This window comes from Gordonia sp. PP30 (genome assembly GCF_023100845.1).
Lineage (GTDB): Bacteria > Actinomycetota > Actinomycetes > Mycobacteriales > Mycobacteriaceae > Gordonia.
This window is the reverse complement of sequence record NZ_CP095864.1, coordinates 3,092,624-3,110,661: the sequence shown is the minus strand read 5'-3', so window position 1 is coordinate 3,110,661 and position 18,038 is coordinate 3,092,624. Positions and strand designations below refer to the sequence as shown.

The following is an 18,038-nucleotide window of genomic DNA, read 5'->3' as shown; positions in this document are numbered from 1 at the left end:
GGCACGGCCAGAATCTCAAATAATGAAACTAATGTTTCACATTGTAGTACAGGTGGCGAACGGTCCGACGAGGCAGGGGCACGGTCCGGCGGATCCGCCGGTGCCTCGGGAAAGCAGCGGGCGACATGCCCTAATCTGGCCCCATGAGATTGGGGCGTGTCGCAAGCCGGGACGGGGTGGCGTTCGTCGCCATCGAAGGTGACGAGGGCGCCGAGGTCGCCAGGGAGATCGCCGAGCATCCCTTCGGGGAACCGACGTTCACCGGGCGAACCTGGCCGCTCGGTGAGACGCGGATGCTCGCGCCGATCCTCGCGTCGAAGGTGATCTGCATCGGCAAGAACTACGCCGATCACGCCGCGGAGATGGGCTCGGAACCGCCCGCCGACCCGGTGATCTTCCTGAAGCCGAACACGTCGATCATCGGTCCCGGGGCGCCGATCGTGTGCCCGCCGTCGTCGAACCGGGTCGACTACGAGGGTGAGCTGGCGGTCGTGATCGGGCGGCCCTGCAAGGACGTGTCCGCCGCCAAAGCGGCGAGCGTGATCCTGGGGTACACCGTCGCGAACGACGTGACCGCGCGCGACCAGCAGCAGGCCGACGGGCAGTGGACGCGCGGCAAGGGCTACGACTCGTTCTGCCCGCTCGGTCCCTGGATCGAGACCGCGCTCGACCCGTCCGACCTGGCGATCTCCACCACACTCGACGGTGAGACCCGCCAGTCGTCGCGGACCTCGCTGATGCTGCACAGCGTCGGCGAGATCGTCGAGTGGATCTCGCGCGTCATGACGCTGCTGCCCGGCGACGTGATCCTCACCGGCACCCCGGCCGGGATCGGCCCGATGACCGCGGGGCAGACCGTCGCGGTGACCGTCGAGGGGATCGGGACGCTCAGCAACCCCGTGGTCGACAAGTGACCCGGCCGGCGCAGGCCCGGCCGGTGTCGGTGCCGCTGAACGGCATCTCCCTCTCGTACACCGACGCCGGGTCCGGCCCGCTGGTCGTGATGGTGATGGGCACCGGCAGTCCCGGGCGGGTCTGGCACGCGCACCAGCAGCCCGCGCTGCTGGCCGCCGGCTTCCGGGTGGTCACCTTCGACAACCGCGGCATCGCGCCGACCAGCGAATGCGCGGAGGGGTTCACCCTGGCCGACATGGTCGGCGACACCGCGGCGCTCATCGAGCATCTCGGCGCCGGGCCGGCGCTGGTGGTCGGCACGTCGCTCGGCGCGCGGATCACCCAGGAGCTGACGTTGGCCCGCCCCGATCTGGTGCGCGGGGCGGCGATGCTCGCGACCTACGGCCGGTCCACCCCGATGCTCGACGCCTTCTCGCACGGCGAGCGCGCCCTCTACGACCTCGGGATCGAACTGCCGCCGGAGTACTACGCGGCGGTCACCGCGCACCTGAATCTGTCACCGGCCACCCTCGCCGACGACCGGAGCGCGCGCGACTGGCTCGACATCATCGGCTTCGGCGGCCAGGCCCGCAGCGCCGGGGTGCGGGCCCAGCTGGCCCTGCACGAGCGCGAGGAGCACCGGCTGGCGGCGTACCGGGAGATCACCCGGCCGACGATGGTGGTCGGGTTCGCCGACGACCGGACGCTGCCGGTGTTCCTGGCCCGCGAGGTGGCCGAGGCGATCCCGGGTGCGCGCTACGAGGAGGTGGAGCGCACCGGTCACTTCGGCTACCTGGAGCGCCCGGAGACCGTCAACGAGCTACTGATCGACTTCCTTCGCATGGTCGGCCAGAGCGGCCAGTAGCGCCGCTCCGGTCACCGCGTCGTCGACGACGACGCAGAACTCCCGATCGCCGGTGCGGTCGACGACGATGCCCTCGCCCGCGCGCGGCACCACGCCGGTGCGCCGCGCGGTCACCCGGATGCCGTAGCCGCCGAAATCACCGATCGGGTGCACCTCGGAGTTCACCCGGACGTCGACGATCTCATCGAGCGGTACGTGCAGGCGCGGGAAGCCGGCCAGGGAACGGACCTGCAGGCCGTCGGCGGAGACCCGGACCCGGAAGGCGATGGTCGCCACCGCGGCCACCACGATGGCGACGGCGATCACGGCGGCACCGATGACGATCGCGGCGCGCTGACCGTCGGCCCAGCTGTAAAGGGTGGTCAGGAGCGCCACGACGAATCCGGCGACGGTGATGGCGAGGAGGCTGGGCGACGCGGTGGTGGTCCGCAGCCAGACCGTGTTCTCCCCGGCCTCGAGCGGCAGCGGATCGACCGCGACCGACCGGTGGGATCGCGGCGCCTGCGGCAGCAGGAGGCCGGCGAGGGCGCCGACGGCCACCGCCAGCAGGCCGGCGACCGCCACGACGGTCACGATCGGCACCGAGGCGTCGTCGCCGGTCTGGTACCAGACGCTGCCCGTCAAGGCGATCGCGACCAGGATCGACGATCCGAGGGAGACCCCGCCCAGGAGCCGGTAGACGGCGCCCGCGTCGCCCTCGGCGATCGGCTTGACCGCGGGCCCCGCGGTCAAGCCGATCAGGCCGAAGCCGAGCAGGGCGGTGACCAGCGGCGCCGACCAGGCCGGCAGCCGGCGGTCGGGATCGCCGTGCAGATTCCAGTGCACGGCGATGTCGGCGGGCAGGGAACCGAGCAGTGAGATCTGCACGATGGTGGCCACGCCGACGATGAGGGCGGGGATCACCACGGCGACGGTGACGAACGCGATGAGCGGTCGTCGTCGTGCCAGTTCGTCGTCGGTCAGCGTGCGCCGGGCCGGATCATTCGGGGACATGCGAGGCCTCCTTCACGAGGGCGGACAGGGTTTCGGGGCTGATGTGCAACGTCGCGGCCTTGGCGGTGAGGGCGCGGATGTCGCGGTCGAGTGAGCGCAGACGGTCGGCGGCCTCGGTGATCACCGCGCCTCGTCCGCGGCGCAGCTCCACCAGGCCCTCGTCGCGGAGATCCTGATAGGCGCGAAGCACGGTGTGCATGTTCACCTCCAGGGCGGCGGCCACCTCGCGGGCCGGTGGCAGCCGGTCGCCGGGGGCCAGCCGGCCGGCGCACGACTCGGTGCGGACGGAATCGGCGATCTGCGCGAAGATCGGCGCGTCGCTGTTCGGCCGGATACGGAACAACATGTCGTTAATTCTAATTTAACTAGAACAACTAGGCAAGATCGGGGGCTCCGGCCGGGCACTCCCCGGTGTCCGGCGATTCCGCCGTTCCACTACGCTGACCTGCATGACCGTCCGTGTTCGCTTCTGTCCCTCGCCCACCGGAACCCCGCATGTCGGGCTCGCCCGGACCGCCTTGTTCAACTTCGCGCAGGCCCGTCACGACGGCGGGACCTTCGTCTTCCGCATCGAGGACACCGACGCCGCGCGGGACAGCGAGGAGAGCTACGAGGCGATCCTCGACGCGCTGCGCTGGCTGGGCCTGAACTGGGATGAGGGGCCCGAGGTGGGCGGCCCGTACGGTCCGTACCGGCAGTCCGAGCGCAAGCAGCTGCACCTCGACGTCGTCGACCGGCTGGTGGAGGCCGGCTTCGCGTACGAGGCGTATTCGACGCCGGAGGAGGTCGAGGCCCGGCATCGGGAGGCCGGCCGCGATCCGAAGCTCGGTTACGACAACTACGACCGGACCCTGACCGACGAGCAGCGCGCCGCGCACCGCGCCGAGGGCCGCAACCCGGTGATCCGGCTTCGCATGCCCGACGAGGACATCACCTGGACCGACCTGGTCCGCGGCGAGACCACGATCAAGGCCGGTGTGGTGCCCGACTTCGCGCTCACCCGCGGCAACGGTGATCCGCTGTACACGCTGGTCAACCCGGTCGATGACGCCATGATGAAGATCACACACGTGCTGCGCGGGGAGGATCTGCTCGCGTCGACGCCGCGGCAGATCGCGCTCTATCGTGCGCTGATCGAGATCGGTGTGGCCGACGCGGTGCCGCAGTTCGGGCATCTGCCGTTCGTGATGGGCGAGGGCAACAAGAAGCTGTCCAAGCGTGACCCCGAGTCGAACCTCTTCCATCACCGCGACCGTGGCTTCATCCCGGAGGGGCTGCTCAACTACCTGGCGCTGCTCGGCTGGGGCATCTCCGGCGACGACGACATCTTCACTCTCGACGAGATGATCGCCGCCTTCGACGTGCGCAACGTCAACTCCAACCCGGCGCGCTTCGATCAGAAGAAGGCCGACGCGATCAACGCCGAGCACATCCGGCGCCTCACTCCGGCCGACTTCGCCGGGCGGCTGCGGCACTTCCTGGTCGAGCACGGTCACCTGGACGAACCGATCGACGACGCCGTGTTCCGCCCGCTGGCCGACCTGGTGCAGACCCGCGTGCAGGTGCTCGGCGATGCCTGGGGCCTGATCAAGTTCGCCTACGTGTCCGACGACGACTTCACGTTCGACGAGAAGTCCGCCGCCAAAAACCTGACCGCCGATGCGGTGCCGGTGCTCGACGCGACGATCGCCGCGTGCGAGGGCGTCGCCGAGTGGACCACGCCCGCGCTGGAGGAGGCGCTGAAGGCGGCGCTGATCGACGGCCTGGAGCTCAAACCGCGCAAGGCCTACGGTCCGGTGCGGGTCGGCGTGACCGGTGCGGCGGTGAGCCCGCCGCTCTTCGAGTCGATGGAGATCCTCGGCCGCGAGAGGACGCTGCGACGGTTGGCACAGGCCGGAGAGGTCGCGGCCGCGGCGTCCTGACCAGCCGATTTGCGAGGGAGGGGGAGGGTGTTGGTAATCTCTTCTCCGTTGTCCGGAACTGCGCGGAGCACCAGCGAAGCGAAGTCCGGGAAACCCCTTGGGGTATGGTGTAATTGGCAACACAGCGGTTTCTGGTACCGCCATTCTAGGTTCGAGTCCTGGTACCCCAGCAAAGCGGATCGCTTCGGCGAGAAGCTTTACCAGAGCAGTTGTTCTAGGGCCCCGTCGTCTAGCGGCCTAGGACGCCGCCCTCTCAAGGCGGTAGCGCGGGTTCAAATCCCGTCGGGGCTACCATAATTGAACAAATGCAGTCCAGGCTCCCGTCGTCTAGCGGCCTAGGACGCCGCCCTCTCAAGGCGGTAGCGCGGGTTCAAATCCCGTCGGGAGTACGTAAAGGAATGTGGCCCCGGTTCGCACAGCGAACCGGGGCCACATTCCTTTACGTATATCGAACACCGCGATTTGAGGAGGAGCGAAGCGACGGAATCCCGTCGGGCCCTTGGGAAGTGTGCCGTCTAGAGACGGGCATTTGAGGAGGAGCCCTTCGACCGTGTGTCGTCGCTCCGCTCCGCCACGCATGCTCAGGACAGGCTCCGCGACGGAGTCCCGTCGGGCCCTTGGGAAGTGTGCCGTCTTGAGGAGGAGCCCTTCGACCGCGTGCCGTCGCTCCGTTCCGTCACGCGTGCTCAGGACAGGTTCCGCGACGGAGCCCGCCCGTGATTCGAGCCCTGCCTCCCGCGTACGCGACACCCGGTCGGGCGCCGCGACAGTCGGTCGAGAAGCGACACGGGCGGTTGTCGCGTCCTCTCCGATCGTCGCGGGTACATTCCGGCTGTCGCTGACGGCAATGGCTCGAGGAGTGGCGGCCCCGCCGGGATCGCCGACCGGGACTCGTCCTCCGTGGGGGACCGAAGACGGTCTACGGCGGAGGACGAGTTTCGCTGGAGCGTGACTCGGGAGTGGTGCTCAGGAGTAGTACGGCGCGGTAGAGCCGGACAGCGGGAGTTCCGGGAGGTTCAGCTTGCGGTGGTCCCACGACCGGATGCGGTCGGTGACGATACGGACGGCGACGCGCTTGTGCATCATCGCGTCGACGGCGGGCCGCAGGTCGTCGGTGTACGGCCCGTTGTAGCGCTCCCAGACGCTGATGCCGGCGCGGAGGCAGGTGTCGGGATCGTCGTAGATCTCGGCGACGCCTTCGAGGGAGACGCCGCGCAACTGGTCGTAGGTGAGGCCGTCTTCGATCATCACGGTCACGCGCGGGTCGCGGCGCAGGTTGACGGCCTTCTGCGACTTGGCCTTGGTCTCGAACCAGAGTTCCCCGTCGATCACGCCGTACCACATGGCGACGAGGTGCGGCCGGCCGTCGGCGCCGAGGGTGGCGAGGGTGGCGGTGCGGTTCTGCTCGATGAAGCGGGCGATCTCGTCGTCGGACATGACGATCTGGCTGCGCTGGTTGGTTCCCATAGGCCGACGCTAGCGCAGCGGCGGCGGAGAGTGGCGTGGACCACCCCCGCGGGGGACTACAGTCGCGCGCCGATCCGTTCGGCGGCGGCGACGAGATCGGCGGCCCAGCGCTCGCCGGGGCGGCGGCCCATCCGGTCGATCGGGCCGGAGACGCTCACCGCGGCGACGACGGCGCCGGTCCGGTCGTAGACCGGAGCGGACACGCTGGCGACGCCGTCGGCGCGTTCGCCGGCGCTCTGGGCCCAGCCGCGGCGCCGGATCTCGGCGAGGTGGCGTTCGGTGTAGACGGCGTCGGCGAGGAGATCGTCGCGCACGGCCGGGTCGGCGAAGGCGGCGAGTACGCGCGCGGCCGAGCCCGCGCTCATCGGGAGGCGGGTGCCGACCGGGACGGTGTCGCGCAGACCGGTCGGCGGTTCGACGGCGGCGATGCAGATGCGTTCGGCGCCCTCGCGGCGGTAAAGCTGCACCGATTCGCCGGTCGCGGTCTGCAGGCCGGGGAGCACCGGCAGGCCGGCCTCCCGGACCGCGTCGGGGGCGCCGGCCGCCAGTTCACGCAGGGCGGGTCCGGGGATCCAGCGGCCGGTGGCGTCACGGGTCAGCAGCAGGTGCGTCTCCAGGCCGACGGCCAGCCGGTGCGCAGTGGCGCGGGGCAGGCCGGTGGCTTCGGTGAGCTCCGCGAGATTGCACGGCTGGGCCGCGACGGTGTGCAGAACGAGGACCGACTTGTCTAGCACGCCGATTCCGCTAGTATTTCCCATACGGCGATATTAGCCGTCCATATATTGAGATAGCCAGTCCGGCCGGCGACAGCCCCGAAGCCGTCGGACCCGGTGAGAAAGTCGAGTGAGCTCATGACTGAGTCGGAAGCACGCCGCGCGCCCCGCACGCTGGCCGAGAAGGTCTGGGACGACCACGTGGTGGTCCCCGGCCGGGTCGACGACAACGGCGAAGTGGGACCGGACCTCATCTACATCGACCTGCACCTGGTGCACGAGGTGACCAGCCCGCAGGCGTTCGACGGCCTCCGGGTGGCCGGCCGCCCGGTGCACCGGCCCGACCTGACCATCGCGACCGAGGACCACAACGTCCCGACCGTCGACATCTTCAGCCCGATCGCCGATCAGGTGTCCGCGCTGCAGGTGGAGACCCTCCGCCGCAACTGCGCGGAGTTCGGGGTCCGGCTGTACCCGATGGGCGACGCCGACCAGGGCATCGTGCACGTCGTCGGACCGCAGCTGGGCCTCACCCAGCCGGGGATGACAGTGGTGTGCGGCGACAGCCACACCGCCACCCACGGCGCCTTCGGCGCCATCGCGATGGGCATCGGCACCTCCGAGGTGGAGCACGTGATGGCCACCCAGACCCTGTCGCTGCGCCCGTTCAAGACCATGGCGATCAACGTCGACGGTGAGCTCCCGCCCGGCGTCACCGGCAAGGACCTGATTCTGGCGATCATCGCCCAGATCGGCACCGGCGGCGGCCAGGGTCACGTCCTGGAGTACCGCGGCTCCGCCATCGAGAAGCTGTCGATGGAGGCGCGGATGACGATCTGCAACATGTCGATCGAGGCCGGTGCCCGCGCCGGCATGATCGCCCCCGACCAGGTCACCTACGACTACCTCAAGGGCCGCTCGCACGCCCCGAAGGGCGCCGACTGGGATGCGGCCGTCGAATACTGGGACAGCCTCCGCACCGACGAAGGCGCGGTGTTCGACCGCGAGGTGCACATCGACGCGTCGTCGCTCACCCCGTTCGTCACCTGGGGCACCAATCCGGGACAGGGCCTCCCGCTCGGCGCCGACGTGCCGGACCCCGCCGACATGCTCGACGAGACCGAGGCGCTGGCCGCGACGCGAGCGCTCGAGTACATGGATCTGACCCCGGGCACGCCGCTGCGTGAGGTGGCGGTCGACACCGTGTTCATCGGTTCGTGCACCAACGGCCGGATCGAGGACCTGCGCGCCGTCGCCGAGGTGCTGCGCGGCCGGAAGGTGGCCGACGGGGTGCGGATGCTGGTGGTGCCGGGCTCGATGAAGGTCCGGGCGCAGGCGGAGGAGGAGGGTCTCGGCGAGGTCTTCACCGAGGCCGGCGCCGAATGGCGGATGGCCGGATGCTCGATGTGTCTCGGGATGAACCCGGATCAGCTGGCGCCGGGCGACCGCTGCGCGTCGACGTCGAACCGAAACTTCGAGGGACGCCAGGGCAAGGGCGGCCGCACCCACCTCGTGTCGCCGGCCGTCGCGGCCGCGACCGCGGTGCGCGGCACACTCTCCTCGCCCGCCGATCTCGCCTGACACCGACCGAAGAAAGACGATCATGGAACCCTTCATCTCCCACACCGGTATCGGAGTCCCGTTGCAGCGCAGCAACGTCGACACCGACCAGATCATCCCCGCCGTCTACCTCAAGCGCGTCACGCGCACCGGTTTCGAGGACGGCCTCTTCGCCGGTTGGCGCACCGATCCGGACTTCATCCTGAACAACGAGCCGTGGAACTCGGGGTCGGTGCTGGTCGCCGGCCCGGACTTCGGCACCGGCTCGTCGCGCGAGCACGCCGTCTGGGCGCTGATGGATTTCGGCTTCCGCGTGGTGATCTCCTCGCGCTTCGCCGACATCTTCCGCGGCAACTCCGGAAAGGCGGGACTCGTTGCGGCACAGGTGGATCAGAGCGATGTCGAACTGATCTGGAAGCGACTCGACGCCGAACCCGGCCTCGAGCTGACGGTCGACCTCGAATCGCGCACGGTCACCGCGGGCGACCTCGTCGTGCCGCTGCAGATCGACGACTACACCCGCTGGCGGCTGATGGAGGGGCTCGACGACATCGGGCTCACCCTGCGTGAGGTCGACGCGATCACCGAGTTCGAGAGCAAGCGGCCCTCGTTCAAGCCGGTCACCCTGCCCTGAGCCGTGTCTCCTGAGTCTCTTTCCGGTCCTCGGCGGCCCGCTCGCTGAACGCCTGGCGGCGTCATCGTCGGTCGGTATAGCTCCGCTATGCCTCCCTCCTCCGCCTTGCCGGCCGCCCAGCGGCTCCACCGATGCCTACGGAGAAGACTCAGGAGACGCGGCCTAGCTGTACTTCCCCGTGAGGTTGTGAACGCGGGCTGAGGGGACGAGGCCGCCGATCCCGGTGTGGGGTCGGTGGTGATTGTAGTGGTGCAGCCAGTGCTGGTAGGCCGCTGCGCGTTCGGTGTCACTGGTGTACGGGGCGGCGTAGGCCCATTCGGCGGCCAGCGTCCGGTTGAAGCGTTCGACTTTCCCGTTGGTCTGGGGCCGGTACGGCCTGGTCCGCTTGTGCTTGATACTCGGGCCCAGGGCCGCGGCGAACACACGCGAGCGGTAGCAGGATCCGTTATCGGTCATCACCGCGGTCACGGTGACTCCGATCTCGGCGAAGAACGCGTTGGCCCGTTCCCAGAACCCTGCCGCGGTCTCCTTGCGTTCGTCATCGAGGATCTCCGAATACGCCACGCGCGAGTGGTCATCGACGGCGTGGTGCAGGTACCGGTAGCCCCGCGATCCTGCTGCGCCGCCGCGGGCAGCCTGGTCACGGTGCCGCCCGGCTCTGAGGTCCTGGGCCGAGCCGCGTCCATGGACCCGCCATCCGCCGCCGTCAGGGATTCGGCCGAGTTTCTTGATGTCGACATGGACCAGCCGGCCGGGACGGTCGACTTCGTACCTCTTGGGCGCGGGCCGGCGCACCGGCAGCCCGGTGGCCTGGTCCAGGTGCGCCAGCGGCGGCATCCGGTACCGAGTCAGGACCCTGCCCACGGTCGAACGCGGAAGCCGCAGGTGGTAGGCGATGCGGTGTGGTCCCCAGCGGCGAGTGAACCGCAGACCGATGATCCGCCGCTCGGTGCGCCGGTTCAGACGCGTCGGACAGGTCTGGGGACGGGAACTACGGTCGGTCAACTCCTGACCGGCGCGGTACCGGTCGGCCCATCGCTTGGCCGTGGCCAGGGAAACCTGGAACCGTTGCGCTGCCCGCCGCAGCGGCCAACCGTCCTCGACGATCAGCACCGCCAGGCGTCGTCTGCCCTCCGGCGTCAAGGGTGCGTTAGCGTGGACCATGAAGACCTCCGTGGCTTGATGTCAGTGTGGTAACCCACATCCTGCCCGGAGGTCTTCACTTCACCTCAGATGTTCACAACGTGTCGGGGAAGTACACCTAGCAGTGGCGACGCCGAATCCCGGTCCGCCGGTGAACCCCGGTATTTACCCAGACTTGCTCGGGTGGTAAGGGATTCGGCGTTGCGCCCACGATTTGGGCGTATGCCGTTTACCGTGTGGAACTAACCGGCGCGGCCGGTGATTCAACTCACGCGGAGGAACGCATGAACAAGGCCCAACTCATCGAAGAGCTGACCAAGCGCCTCGATGCCGACCGCAAGACCGCCACCGAAGCCGTGGAAACCCTCATCGACACCATCGTCCGCGCCGTCAGCAAGGGCGAGAGTGTCACGATCACCGGCTTCGGTGTCTTCGAAAAGCGCAGGCGCGCACCGCGTGTCGCGCGCAATCCTCGCACCGGCGAGACGATCAAGGTGCGCGAGACGTCGATCCCGGCGTTTCGTCCCGGGGCGAAATTCAAGGAGATCATCTCCGGCAGCCGGAAGCTGAAGGCGGGGGAGTCCGCGGTGAAGCGCACCTCCGATCCCGAGGCGCCCGCCAAGAAGGCGGCCGCGAAGAAGAGTGCGGCGACGAGTGCCGCGGCGACGAAGACGGCCGCGAAGAAGAGCACACCGGCCAAGAAGTCGGCCACGAAGACGACAGCGGCCAAGGCCGCTCCCGCCGCCACGAAGGCGACCGCCGCGAAGAAGTCCGCGCCCGCCAAGTCGGCTCCCACCAAGTCGGCGGCCACGAAGTCGGCGGCCACGGCGCCCGCCAAGAAGAGTTCCGCGGCGAAGAAGACGGCGCCCGCGAAGAAGACGACCGGGGCCGCCAAGACCGCGGCCCCCACGAAGACGACGGCCACCAAGACCGCCGCCAAGACCGCGGCGGCGAAGAAGACCGCGGCACCCGCCGAGAAGGCCACCGCGGCGAAGAAGACCACCGCCGCGAAGAAGACCACCGCCGCGAAGAAGACTACCGCCGCGAAGAAGACCACCGCGGCTAAGAAGACCACCGCCGCCAAGAAGACGACGGCCGCCAAGAAGACGACGGCCGCCAAGAAGGCTCCGGCCAAGTCCGCACCGGCCAAGCCCTGATCCCGAACCACTGAAGCACCCCCGATCACGAAAGGATCGGGGGTGCTTCAGTGCTCAGCGGAGGATCAGTGCCCGTTCTTCCCCGGGAACGGACTCGGGAGGTGGTCGGCCTGGATCAGCGTCTCCCCGCGCAGGGTGAGGATCCACACGCTGCCCTTGCGATTGCGGGACGCGGGCAGCTCGACCTGGTCGTCGGCCGCCCACCGTTTGAGCAGCGGTGCGATGGCCCGGCCCTGGCTGCACACCACCCGGACCCCGGCGACCGGGGCCGCCAGTGTCCGCAGGCGCTCCCGCGCCTCGGCGGGATCGGCCGCGTACGCCTCCTCGGTCAGCGCCGGTTCGACGACGATGTCCGCGCGCAACTCCTGTGACAGCGGCACCAGGGTCTGCACACAGCGCAGCCGGTCCGCGGCGTGCAAGTGCCGCACGCCGTACAGGCCCAGCACTCCCACCAGGGCCTCGGCCTGCGCCTCACCCTCGTCGTCGAGCGGGCGCTGGGTGTCGTCGCCGGAGAACCGGGTGCGTCGACCGGCCTTGGCGTGCCGGACCACGACCAACTGGTGCAGGTCCCGGACATCTTGTGCGGCAAAGGCTTTCAGCACCTTGCGGTCCGCGCCGTACGACACGGTGCGCTGCGCGCCGTCCACCGACAGCCACTGGATGTCGTCGGTCTCGTGGTTGGCGACGAACCGCCCACCGGTGGACTCCATCGACCAGTAGGCGACCTTCTTCCGGACCCCGGGCTTGAGCGAGTAGCTCACCGTTTCCAGTGCCCGGCCGATACGGCCGTCGTGCCCGGTCTCCTCGGTCACCTCTCGGGCGGCCGTGGCCACCAGCAGTTCGCCGTCGTGCGCCTTGCCCTTGGGCAGCGACCAGTCGTCGTACCGCTTGCGGTGTACGACGGCGACCTCGACCTTGCCCGCCGCGGAGATCCGCCAGAGCACCGCTCCGGCGGCCCACACGGTGCGGGTGGCTGAACTCATGCGCCGGAACCCGAATCCAGCAGGCGCCGTGGACGATTCATCATCCGGCGCTGGTGGTCGCGCACCTCCTCGCCGGCCGCGGGCGACGCGGTCCAGGATCCGTCGGGCTGCAGTTCCCAGCACCGGGTGCGCGGATCGAAGGCCGAGTCGAAAATGTCCTGCAGATCGGCGGCCAGCCGCCGATCACGGACCTGTGCCATCACCTCGACGCGGCGGTCGAGGTTCCGGTGCATCATGTCGGCGCTGCCGATCCAGTACTCCTCGGCGGCGCCGAACACGAGGATCCGCGAGTGTTCCAAGAACTGGCCGAGGATGGAGCGGACGGTGATGTTCTCGCTCAGCCCGGGAACGCCCGGACGCAGCGCGCAGATCCCACGCACGAAGACCTCCACCGGCACACCGGCCTGCGAGGCGCGGTAGAGCGCGTCGATGACCTTCTCGTCGACCAGGGCGTTCGCCTTGAGCTGGACGCGCGCCCGGGTGTCGCCGGCCCGGCGGGCGGCCACCTCGCCCTCGATCCGCTCGATGATCCCGGAGCGGATCCCGTGCGGCGCCACCAGCAGATTCCGGTACTCGGTCTTGCGGGAGTAGCCGGTCAGCGTGTTGAACAGGTCGGTGAGGTCCGCGCCGAGCTCCGGGGCCGCGGTGAACAGGCCCACGTCCTCGTACAGCCGCGCGGTCTTCGGGTTGTAGTTGCCGGTGCCGATGTGGCAGTAGCGGCGGATCGTCGAACCCTCCCGGCGGACCACCAGGCAGGTCTTGCAGTGCGTCTTGAGTCCGACCAGGCCGTACACCACGTGCACCCCGGACTTCTCCAGCTTGCGCGCCCAGCGGATGTTGGCCTGCTCGTCGAACCGGGCCTTCAGCTCGACCAGCGCCACCACCTGCTTGCCCGCGGCGGCCGCGTCGATCAGCGCGTTGACGATCGGGGAGTCGCCGGACGTCCGGTACAGGGTCTGCTTGATGGCGAGCACCTGCGGGTCGGCGGCGGCCTGCTCGATGAAGCGCTGCACGCTGGTGGAGAACGAGTCGTACGGGTGCTGCACCAGGACGTCGCCCTCCTGCAGCGTCGCGAAGATGCTCTTGGGCGTCTCGCGTTCACCGAAGGCGGGGTGCGTCTTCGGAACGAAAGCGGGTTCCTTGAGCGCGGGCCGGTCGACGCCGTAGACCTCGAACAGCGAGGTCAGGTCGAGCAGGCCGGGTGTGGCGATCACATCGGCGGGGTCGACGTCGAGTTCGCGAAGCAGGAGTTCGAGCATGTGCTCGCTCATGTCGTCGCCGACCTCCAGGCGCACCGGTGAGCCGAAGCGGCGTCGTGCCAGCTCGCGTTCCAGCGCCTGGAGCAGGTCCTCGTCGCGGTCCTCGTCCACCTCGAAGTCGGCGTTGCGGGTGACCCGGAAGACGTGATGCTCCACCACGTGCATCCCCGGGAACAGGTACTCGAGGTTGGCGGCGATCAGCTTCTCCAGCGGTAGGAAGATCGCCGGCTGGTGACCGTCGGCGCCCTCCGGCTCGTCGCTCGGGATCAGGTGGTCGACGCGGATGAAGCGATTGATGTTGTTGGGCACCTTGACCCGGGCGAAGCGTTCACCTTCGCTCTCGTCGCGGACGGTCACCGCGAGATTCAGCGACAGGCCGCTGATGTACGGGAAGGGATGCGCCGGATCCACCGCGAGCGGAGTGAGGATCGGGAACAGCTCGTTGTGGAAGTGCTCACGCAAGCGCACCTGCTGGAGTTGCGTGAGGTCGTCCCAGTCGGCGATGTGCACGTCGGCCGCGGCGAGGGCGGGGAGCACCGAGTCGAGGAAGACACGCGCGTGCCGGTTGGCGATCTTCTGGGTGCGGGTGGCGATCATGTGCAGTTGCTCGCGCGGCGAGCGGCCGTCGGCGGAGCGGACCGAGAGGCCCGTCTCGTCGCGTCGCTTGAGGCCGGCGACGCGGACCATGAAGAACTCGTCCAGATTCGAGGCGAAGATCGCCAGGAACTTGGCGCGTTCCAGCAGCGGGAGCGACGAGTCCTCGGCCAGGGCCAGCACCCGGGAGTTGAAGTCGAGCCAGCTCAGTTCGCGGTTGAAGTAGCGCTCGGCGGGCAGGTCCGCGGACTCGTCGGGATCGACGGTCTCGGCGGGCAGGGCGGCGGGCAGATTGGTGCTCGAGTCATCGGTGGTCTCGTCCGTGGCGGTCACTCCGCCATTCTTCCCTATCAGCGGCGATTACGTGCGACGTCCCTGGCCCGCGGATCGAGCACGGCCGGCGCGGTGTGCGGGCCGAGGCCGAGCAGGGTCGCCGCCCGCAGGTCGGCGGCGGTGTCCACGTCGCAGCGCAGGTCGGGCCAGCGGGTGCGCGCGGGATCGAGTTCGACGGCCCCGGCGCGCCGGTGAGCGGCGGCCGAACCGGGCCCGAACGCCGGTGTGAAGACGGCGCCGGAGGCGACGGCGAGCAGCGTCGTCCCCTCACCGGCCCGGTCGGACACGAAGGCGACGGTGTGGCGCGCCGCCGAATCGACGGCCGCGCCGAACGACTCGGGGGTGAGAGCGGGGAGGTCGGCCTGCAGATAGACGACGGCGTCCCCGGGCCGCGCGCGCCGTGCGCCGTGCGCCAGGGCGGCGTTCAGGCCGGGTGCCGCGGGCTCGTCGCACGTGTCGATCTCCAGTCGTCTGGCCGATCTCCGGACGCGGGGATCCGGGCTGACGACCACGATCCGCGGTGCGCCCGCGCGCCGGACCGCGCCGACGGTGTCGGCGAGCATGGCGGCCACCAGTTCCTCGCGCTCGGCGTCCGACGACGTGGCCCCGGCGAGCCGGCTCTTGGCCAGGTGCAGGTGCTTGAGCGCCAGCACCACCGTCATCGGGGAGGACATGGGCACCATGGTGCCCGGCGCCGCGCGCGGCGGCCAGCGCGGGGCGGGCGAAAGCGGCCCTGACCGGGGTGGCGGTCGATACTCTGAACCGGAATCGTTTCGGTGTACGAACAGGAGTGGTGCGGTGCGCGCGGTGGTCATGGGTTCGGGTTCGTGGGGTACGGCGGTCGCGAAAGTGCTGGTCGACGCCGGGAACGATGTCACGGTGTGGGCGCGTCGGCCGCAGCTCGCCGAGCACATCACCACGCAGCACGAGAATCCCGGCTACCTGCCCGGCATCGCGCTGCCGGAGTCGCTGAGGGCCGTCTCCTCGGTCGAGGAGGCGCTGGCCGGTGCCGAACTGGTGGTCTGCGCGGTGCCCTCGCAGGCGCTGCGGGAGAACCTGAGCCAGTGGAAGGAGTTCCTGCCGCCGGACGCGATCCTGCTGTCGCTCGCCAAGGGCGTCGAGATCAGCACCGGCGAGCGGATGAGCCAGGTGATCAAGGAGGTCACCGGGTTCGACGATGCGCAGATCGCGGTGCTGTCCGGCCCCAACCTGGCCCGCGAGATCGCCCTGGAGCAGCCGGCGGCGACCGTGATCGCGTGCAGCGACGAGGGGACGGCACGCCGGGTGCAGGAGGCCTTCGGGGCACCCTACTTCCGCCCGTACACCAACACCGACGTGGTCGGCACCGAGATCGGCGGTGCCGCGAAGAACGTGATCGCACTGGCCTGCGGCATGGCCTCGGGCCTCGGGTTCGGCGAGAACACCCTGGCCACGCTGATCACCCGCGGTCTCGCCGAGACCATGCGGCTCGGCGTGGCCCTCGGCGCCGACATGCGGACCATGGCCGGTCTCGCCGGGATCGGCGACCTGGTGGCGACCTGCTCGTCGCCGCTCTCGCGCAACCGCACCTTCGGCGCCCGCCTCGGTGAGGGCGCGTCGCTGGAAGAGGCGCAGGCGGCGACCAACGGGCAGGTGGCCGAGGGCGTCAAGAGCTGCCGGTCGGTCCGGGCCCTCGCCGCCGAGCACGGCGTCGAGATGCCGCTCACCGAGGCCGTGTACCAGGTCTGTCACGAGGGTATGGCGGTCCCGGACATGGTCGGCATGCTTCTCGGCCGCACCCCCAAGCCCGAGGTCTGATCCTCGACCGGGCCCGTGTCGCGGGTCCACTGGCGTGTCGAAGGTCCCGTACGGCTCGCGACACGTCAGTAGACCCGCGACACGCAGCAGGATCAGGTCTCGCTGAACGACTGCCAGCCGCGCAGTCCGGTCACCGGGGCGCCGTCGACCGTCACCGCCGGACCGGCCGCCGTGTCGTCGACCGCCATGGCGTCGCCCGGGACGCGAGTGCTGACCGTACCGATCGTCGCCCACCCGTCGGGAACGGTCCCGGGAGCGAACGCGGCAAGCAGTTCGTGGTCCTCGCCGCCGGTCAGGGTCCAGCGGACCGGGTCGACGCCCAGTTCGGCGGCCAGCTCGTCCAGGCCCGCCGGCCGCGGGACGGCGGCACCGGCCACATCGAGGGCCAGTCCGCTCGCGCCGGACATGGTGATCAGCTCCTCGACCAGGCCGTCCGAGACATCGGTCATCGCGCGGGCCCCGGCGCGGGCCGCGCGCGGGCCCTGGGACAGGTCGGGGGCCGGGAGCCGGTAGTCCTCGACGAGCGCCGAGAACCGTTGTGCGAGTGCGGGATCGGCGCCGTTCTCGATCGCCGAGAGCACCGCGAGACCGCCGGCCCCACCGCCGAGCGGACCGCTGACGGCCAGCACGTCACCGGGCTGTGCACCGGCCAGCGTCACCGGCGCCACCCCGGCCAGCGTGCCCACGGAGGTCACGGTGAGGATCACCGTGGGACACGAGACCAGATCGCCGCCGAGGACGCGCCCGCCCAGCCGATGCGTCTGCTCGACGATACCCTCGTTGAGCGCGAGGACCCGATCGACCGGTGTCTGCGGCGGACAGCCGATCGAGACCACCACCCCGCGCAGATTCCCGCCCATCGCGGCGATGTCGGCGGCGCTCTGCACCACGGCCCGGGCGCCGATCGGCCCGGGCGCCGACCAGTCGAAACGGAAGTGGCGGCCGGCCACAGCGGTGTCGGTGCTGACCACGACCGGCCCGTCGGCGCGCAACACGGCGGCGTCGTCGCCGGAACCGATCACCACGTCGCCGTCGGCCGCGGGCGCCTCGGCCCCGGAACGACGCGCCGCCGCCGCGGTGAACAGCGCGATCAGCGCGCGTTCACCGACCTCGCCGACCGTCGCCCGGCCGTCCCGCCCAACCTTCTGCACCGGCCCGACACTACCGCCGATAAGGTCTCTGCCATGACCGAGAGTGAGCAGACCGGCCGGGAGCCGCGGCTGAGTCCCGCCCTCATTGCGACGCTGGTCGCGATCCCGGTGATGGTGCTCGCGGGATTCATCGCCTTCGCGGTGCTGCGGATCGACCGGGCGTCGACGGTGCCGATCGAGGGCTACTCGACGTCGAGCGAGAACGCCGATCTCTGCGGCCCGCTGATCGCGAAGCTGCCCGAATCGTTCGACGACTACCGGCACAAGAAGGTGGACGGCAACACCGTGACCTGGACGTCGAACAAGAACGGCGACTCCGGGGATCCGCTGATGCTGCGGTGCGGCGTCGCCCGCCCCAAGGATCTCGCGCCCACCAGCGCCCTGCAGGTGATCAACGCCGTCCAGTGGTTCATGACCGACTCGGACACCTCGCGCGGGCAGGCGTTCGTGGTCGTCGATCGTCGGCCGTACGTGGCCGTGTGGGTGCCGGTCGGGTCGGGGAACGGCGCGCTGACCGACATCTCCGGACTCGTCGCCGGCCTGCCCGAGGCGCCGCTCGACTTCGGGCACTGA

17 protein-coding genes and 3 tRNA genes are annotated in these 18,038 nt (G+C 69.9%); 11 read left to right on the top strand and 9 right to left on the bottom strand.

All coding sequences use genetic code 11. The features are described 5' to 3' along the window. Nucleotides 1-143 precede the first annotated feature (143 nt). Together MYK68_RS14385 and MYK68_RS14380 are read left to right on the top strand one after the other, a co-directional pair. Nucleotides 144-914, top strand: coding sequence for a fumarylacetoacetate hydrolase family protein (locus tag MYK68_RS14385; protein WP_247864362.1), 771 nt, complete (start codon nucleotides 144-146; stop codon nucleotides 912-914). After that, nucleotides 911-1,759, top strand: a complete 849-nt coding sequence (locus MYK68_RS14380) for an alpha/beta fold hydrolase (RefSeq protein WP_247864361.1) — start codon at nucleotides 911-913, stop codon at nucleotides 1,757-1,759. Before MYK68_RS14385 ends, MYK68_RS14380 begins: the two co-directional genes overlap by 4 nt. On the opposite strand, the gene MYK68_RS14375 is transcribed toward MYK68_RS14380, so the two are convergent. Together MYK68_RS14375 and MYK68_RS14370 are read right to left on the bottom strand one after the other, a co-directional pair. Next, nucleotides 1,715-2,752: an SdpI family protein gene (locus MYK68_RS14375; protein ID WP_247864360.1), complete on the bottom strand. Its 1,038-nt coding sequence runs from the start codon at nucleotides 2,750-2,752 to the stop codon at nucleotides 1,715-1,717. The two genes, MYK68_RS14380 and MYK68_RS14375, sit on opposite strands and share 45 nt — an antisense overlap. Further along, entirely contained in the window at nucleotides 2,739-3,098 is a 360-nt protein-coding gene (locus tag MYK68_RS14370) for a GntR family transcriptional regulator (protein ID WP_247864359.1), read from the bottom strand. Before MYK68_RS14370 ends, MYK68_RS14375 begins: the two co-directional genes overlap by 14 nt. Nucleotides 3,099-3,201: 103 nt before the next feature. Between MYK68_RS14370 and gltX the strand changes: the two genes are divergently transcribed. The 4 genes from gltX (at nucleotide 3,202) to MYK68_RS14350 (ending at nucleotide 5,063) form a co-directional block, all read left to right on the top strand. Continuing rightward, on the top strand, nucleotides 3,202-4,674 hold the full coding sequence (gene gltX / locus MYK68_RS14365; protein ID WP_247864358.1) for a glutamate--tRNA ligase: 1,473 nt from the start codon (nucleotides 3,202-3,204) through the stop codon (nucleotides 4,672-4,674). Between the two features lie 98 nt (nucleotides 4,675-4,772). Further along, nucleotides 4,773-4,844, top strand: a tRNA-Gln gene (locus MYK68_RS14360). A 48-nt stretch (nucleotides 4,845-4,892) separates the two neighbouring features. Continuing rightward, nucleotides 4,893-4,968, top strand: a tRNA-Glu gene (locus MYK68_RS14355). A 22-nt stretch (nucleotides 4,969-4,990) separates the two neighbouring features. Beyond that, a tRNA-Glu gene (locus MYK68_RS14350) sits at nucleotides 4,991-5,063 on the top strand. 577 nt (nucleotides 5,064-5,640) lie between these two features. Here MYK68_RS14350 and MYK68_RS14345 read toward each other — a convergent pair. Continuing rightward, nucleotides 5,641-6,141 carry a pyridoxamine 5'-phosphate oxidase family protein gene (locus tag MYK68_RS14345; RefSeq protein WP_247864357.1) on the bottom strand — a complete coding sequence of 167 codons (501 nt, stop codon included), beginning with the start codon at nucleotides 6,139-6,141 and terminating at the stop codon, nucleotides 5,641-5,643. Nucleotides 6,142-6,197: 56 nt separating this feature from the next. Beyond that, nucleotides 6,198-6,899 carry an IclR family transcriptional regulator gene (locus tag MYK68_RS14340; protein WP_247864356.1) on the bottom strand — a complete coding sequence of 234 codons (702 nt, stop codon included), beginning with the start codon at nucleotides 6,897-6,899 and terminating at the stop codon, nucleotides 6,198-6,200. 93 nt (nucleotides 6,900-6,992) lie between these two features. Here MYK68_RS14340 and leuC point away from each other — a divergent pair, with 93 nt between their 5' ends. Together leuC and leuD are read left to right on the top strand one after the other, a co-directional pair. Further along, nucleotides 6,993-8,435, top strand: coding sequence for a 3-isopropylmalate dehydratase large subunit (gene leuC, locus MYK68_RS14335; protein ID WP_247864355.1), 1,443 nt, complete (start codon nucleotides 6,993-6,995; stop codon nucleotides 8,433-8,435). Nucleotides 8,436-8,457: 22 nt separating this feature from the next. Beyond that, nucleotides 8,458-9,048 (top strand): 3-isopropylmalate dehydratase small subunit, encoded by a 591-nt coding sequence (gene leuD / locus MYK68_RS14330; protein ID WP_247864354.1) that lies wholly within the window; start codon nucleotides 8,458-8,460, stop codon nucleotides 9,046-9,048. A 162-nt stretch (nucleotides 9,049-9,210) separates the two neighbouring features. Here leuD and MYK68_RS14325 read toward each other — a convergent pair whose 3' ends face one another. Next, nucleotides 9,211-10,212: an IS481 family transposase gene (locus tag MYK68_RS14325; protein ID WP_247864353.1), complete on the bottom strand. Its 1,002-nt coding sequence runs from the start codon at nucleotides 10,210-10,212 to the stop codon at nucleotides 9,211-9,213. A gap of 263 nt (nucleotides 10,213-10,475) precedes the next feature. Between MYK68_RS14325 and MYK68_RS14320 the strand changes: the two genes are divergently transcribed. Further along, entirely contained in the window at nucleotides 10,476-11,348 is an 873-nt protein-coding gene (locus MYK68_RS14320; protein WP_247864352.1) for an HU family DNA-binding protein, read from the top strand. A gap of 65 nt (nucleotides 11,349-11,413) precedes the next feature. On the opposite strand, the gene MYK68_RS14315 is transcribed toward MYK68_RS14320, so the two are convergent. The 3 genes from MYK68_RS14315 to cofC are packed head-to-tail and all read right to left on the bottom strand — an operon-like array spanning nucleotide 11,414 to nucleotide 15,191. Continuing rightward, on the bottom strand, nucleotides 11,414-12,331 hold the full coding sequence (locus MYK68_RS14315; RefSeq protein ID WP_247864351.1) for an NUDIX hydrolase: 918 nt from the start codon (nucleotides 12,329-12,331) through the stop codon (nucleotides 11,414-11,416). Further along, nucleotides 12,328-14,517, bottom strand: a complete 2,190-nt coding sequence (locus MYK68_RS14310; RefSeq protein ID WP_247864350.1) for an RNA degradosome polyphosphate kinase — start codon at nucleotides 14,515-14,517, stop codon at nucleotides 12,328-12,330. The genes MYK68_RS14315 and MYK68_RS14310 overlap by 4 nt, the downstream gene beginning before the upstream one ends. Nucleotides 14,518-14,534: 17 nt before the next feature. Beyond that, nucleotides 14,535-15,191: a 2-phospho-L-lactate guanylyltransferase gene (gene cofC / locus MYK68_RS14305; protein ID WP_247864349.1), complete on the bottom strand. Its 657-nt coding sequence runs from the start codon at nucleotides 15,189-15,191 to the stop codon at nucleotides 14,535-14,537. A gap of 124 nt (nucleotides 15,192-15,315) precedes the next feature. Here cofC and MYK68_RS14300 point away from each other — a divergent pair, with 124 nt between their 5' ends. Continuing rightward, on the top strand, nucleotides 15,316-16,314 hold the full coding sequence (locus tag MYK68_RS14300) for an NAD(P)H-dependent glycerol-3-phosphate dehydrogenase (protein WP_247864348.1): 999 nt from the start codon (nucleotides 15,316-15,318) through the stop codon (nucleotides 16,312-16,314). A gap of 92 nt (nucleotides 16,315-16,406) precedes the next feature. Here the strand turns inward: MYK68_RS14300 and thiL are convergent, their stop codons facing one another. Continuing rightward, nucleotides 16,407-17,465: a thiamine-phosphate kinase gene (thiL, locus tag MYK68_RS14295; RefSeq protein ID WP_247864347.1), complete on the bottom strand. Its 1,059-nt coding sequence runs from the start codon at nucleotides 17,463-17,465 to the stop codon at nucleotides 16,407-16,409. A 33-nt stretch (nucleotides 17,466-17,498) separates the two neighbouring features. On the opposite strand from thiL, the gene MYK68_RS14290 reads away from it, so the two are divergent. Further along, nucleotides 17,499-18,038: a DUF3515 domain-containing protein gene (locus MYK68_RS14290; protein WP_247864346.1), complete on the top strand. Its 540-nt coding sequence runs from the start codon at nucleotides 17,499-17,501 to the stop codon at nucleotides 18,036-18,038.

Bases quoted from the DNA above. Each gene is read 5' to 3' on its own strand.
- MYK68_RS14385 (WP_247864362.1), top strand. From the start codon at position 144: ATGAGATTGGGGCGTGTCGCAAGCCGGGACGGGGTGGCGTTCGTCGCC.
- cofC (WP_247864349.1), bottom strand. From the start codon at position 15,191: ATGTCCTCCCCGATGACGGTGGTGCTGGCGCTCAAGCACCTGCACCTG.
- gltX (WP_247864358.1), top strand. From the start codon at position 3,202: ATGACCGTCCGTGTTCGCTTCTGTCCCTCGCCCACCGGAACCCCGCAT.
- MYK68_RS14370 (WP_247864359.1), bottom strand. From the start codon at position 3,098: ATGTTGTTCCGTATCCGGCCGAACAGCGACGCGCCGATCTTCGCGCAG.
- leuD (WP_247864354.1), top strand. From the start codon at position 8,458: ATGGAACCCTTCATCTCCCACACCGGTATCGGAGTCCCGTTGCAGCGC.
- MYK68_RS14320 (WP_247864352.1), top strand. From the start codon at position 10,476: ATGAACAAGGCCCAACTCATCGAAGAGCTGACCAAGCGCCTCGATGCC.
- MYK68_RS14290 (WP_247864346.1), top strand. From the start codon at position 17,499: ATGACCGAGAGTGAGCAGACCGGCCGGGAGCCGCGGCTGAGTCCCGCC.
- MYK68_RS14315 (WP_247864351.1), bottom strand. From the start codon at position 12,331: ATGAGTTCAGCCACCCGCACCGTGTGGGCCGCCGGAGCGGTGCTCTGG.
- MYK68_RS14375 (WP_247864360.1), bottom strand. From the start codon at position 2,752: ATGTCCCCGAATGATCCGGCCCGGCGCACGCTGACCGACGACGAACTG.
- MYK68_RS14345 (WP_247864357.1), bottom strand. From the start codon at position 6,141: ATGGGAACCAACCAGCGCAGCCAGATCGTCATGTCCGACGACGAGATC.
- MYK68_RS14325 (WP_247864353.1), bottom strand. From the start codon at position 10,212: ATGGTCCACGCTAACGCACCCTTGACGCCGGAGGGCAGACGACGCCTG.
- MYK68_RS14340 (WP_247864356.1), bottom strand. From the start codon at position 6,899: ATGGGAAATACTAGCGGAATCGGCGTGCTAGACAAGTCGGTCCTCGTT.
- leuC (WP_247864355.1), top strand. From the start codon at position 6,993: ATGACTGAGTCGGAAGCACGCCGCGCGCCCCGCACGCTGGCCGAGAAG.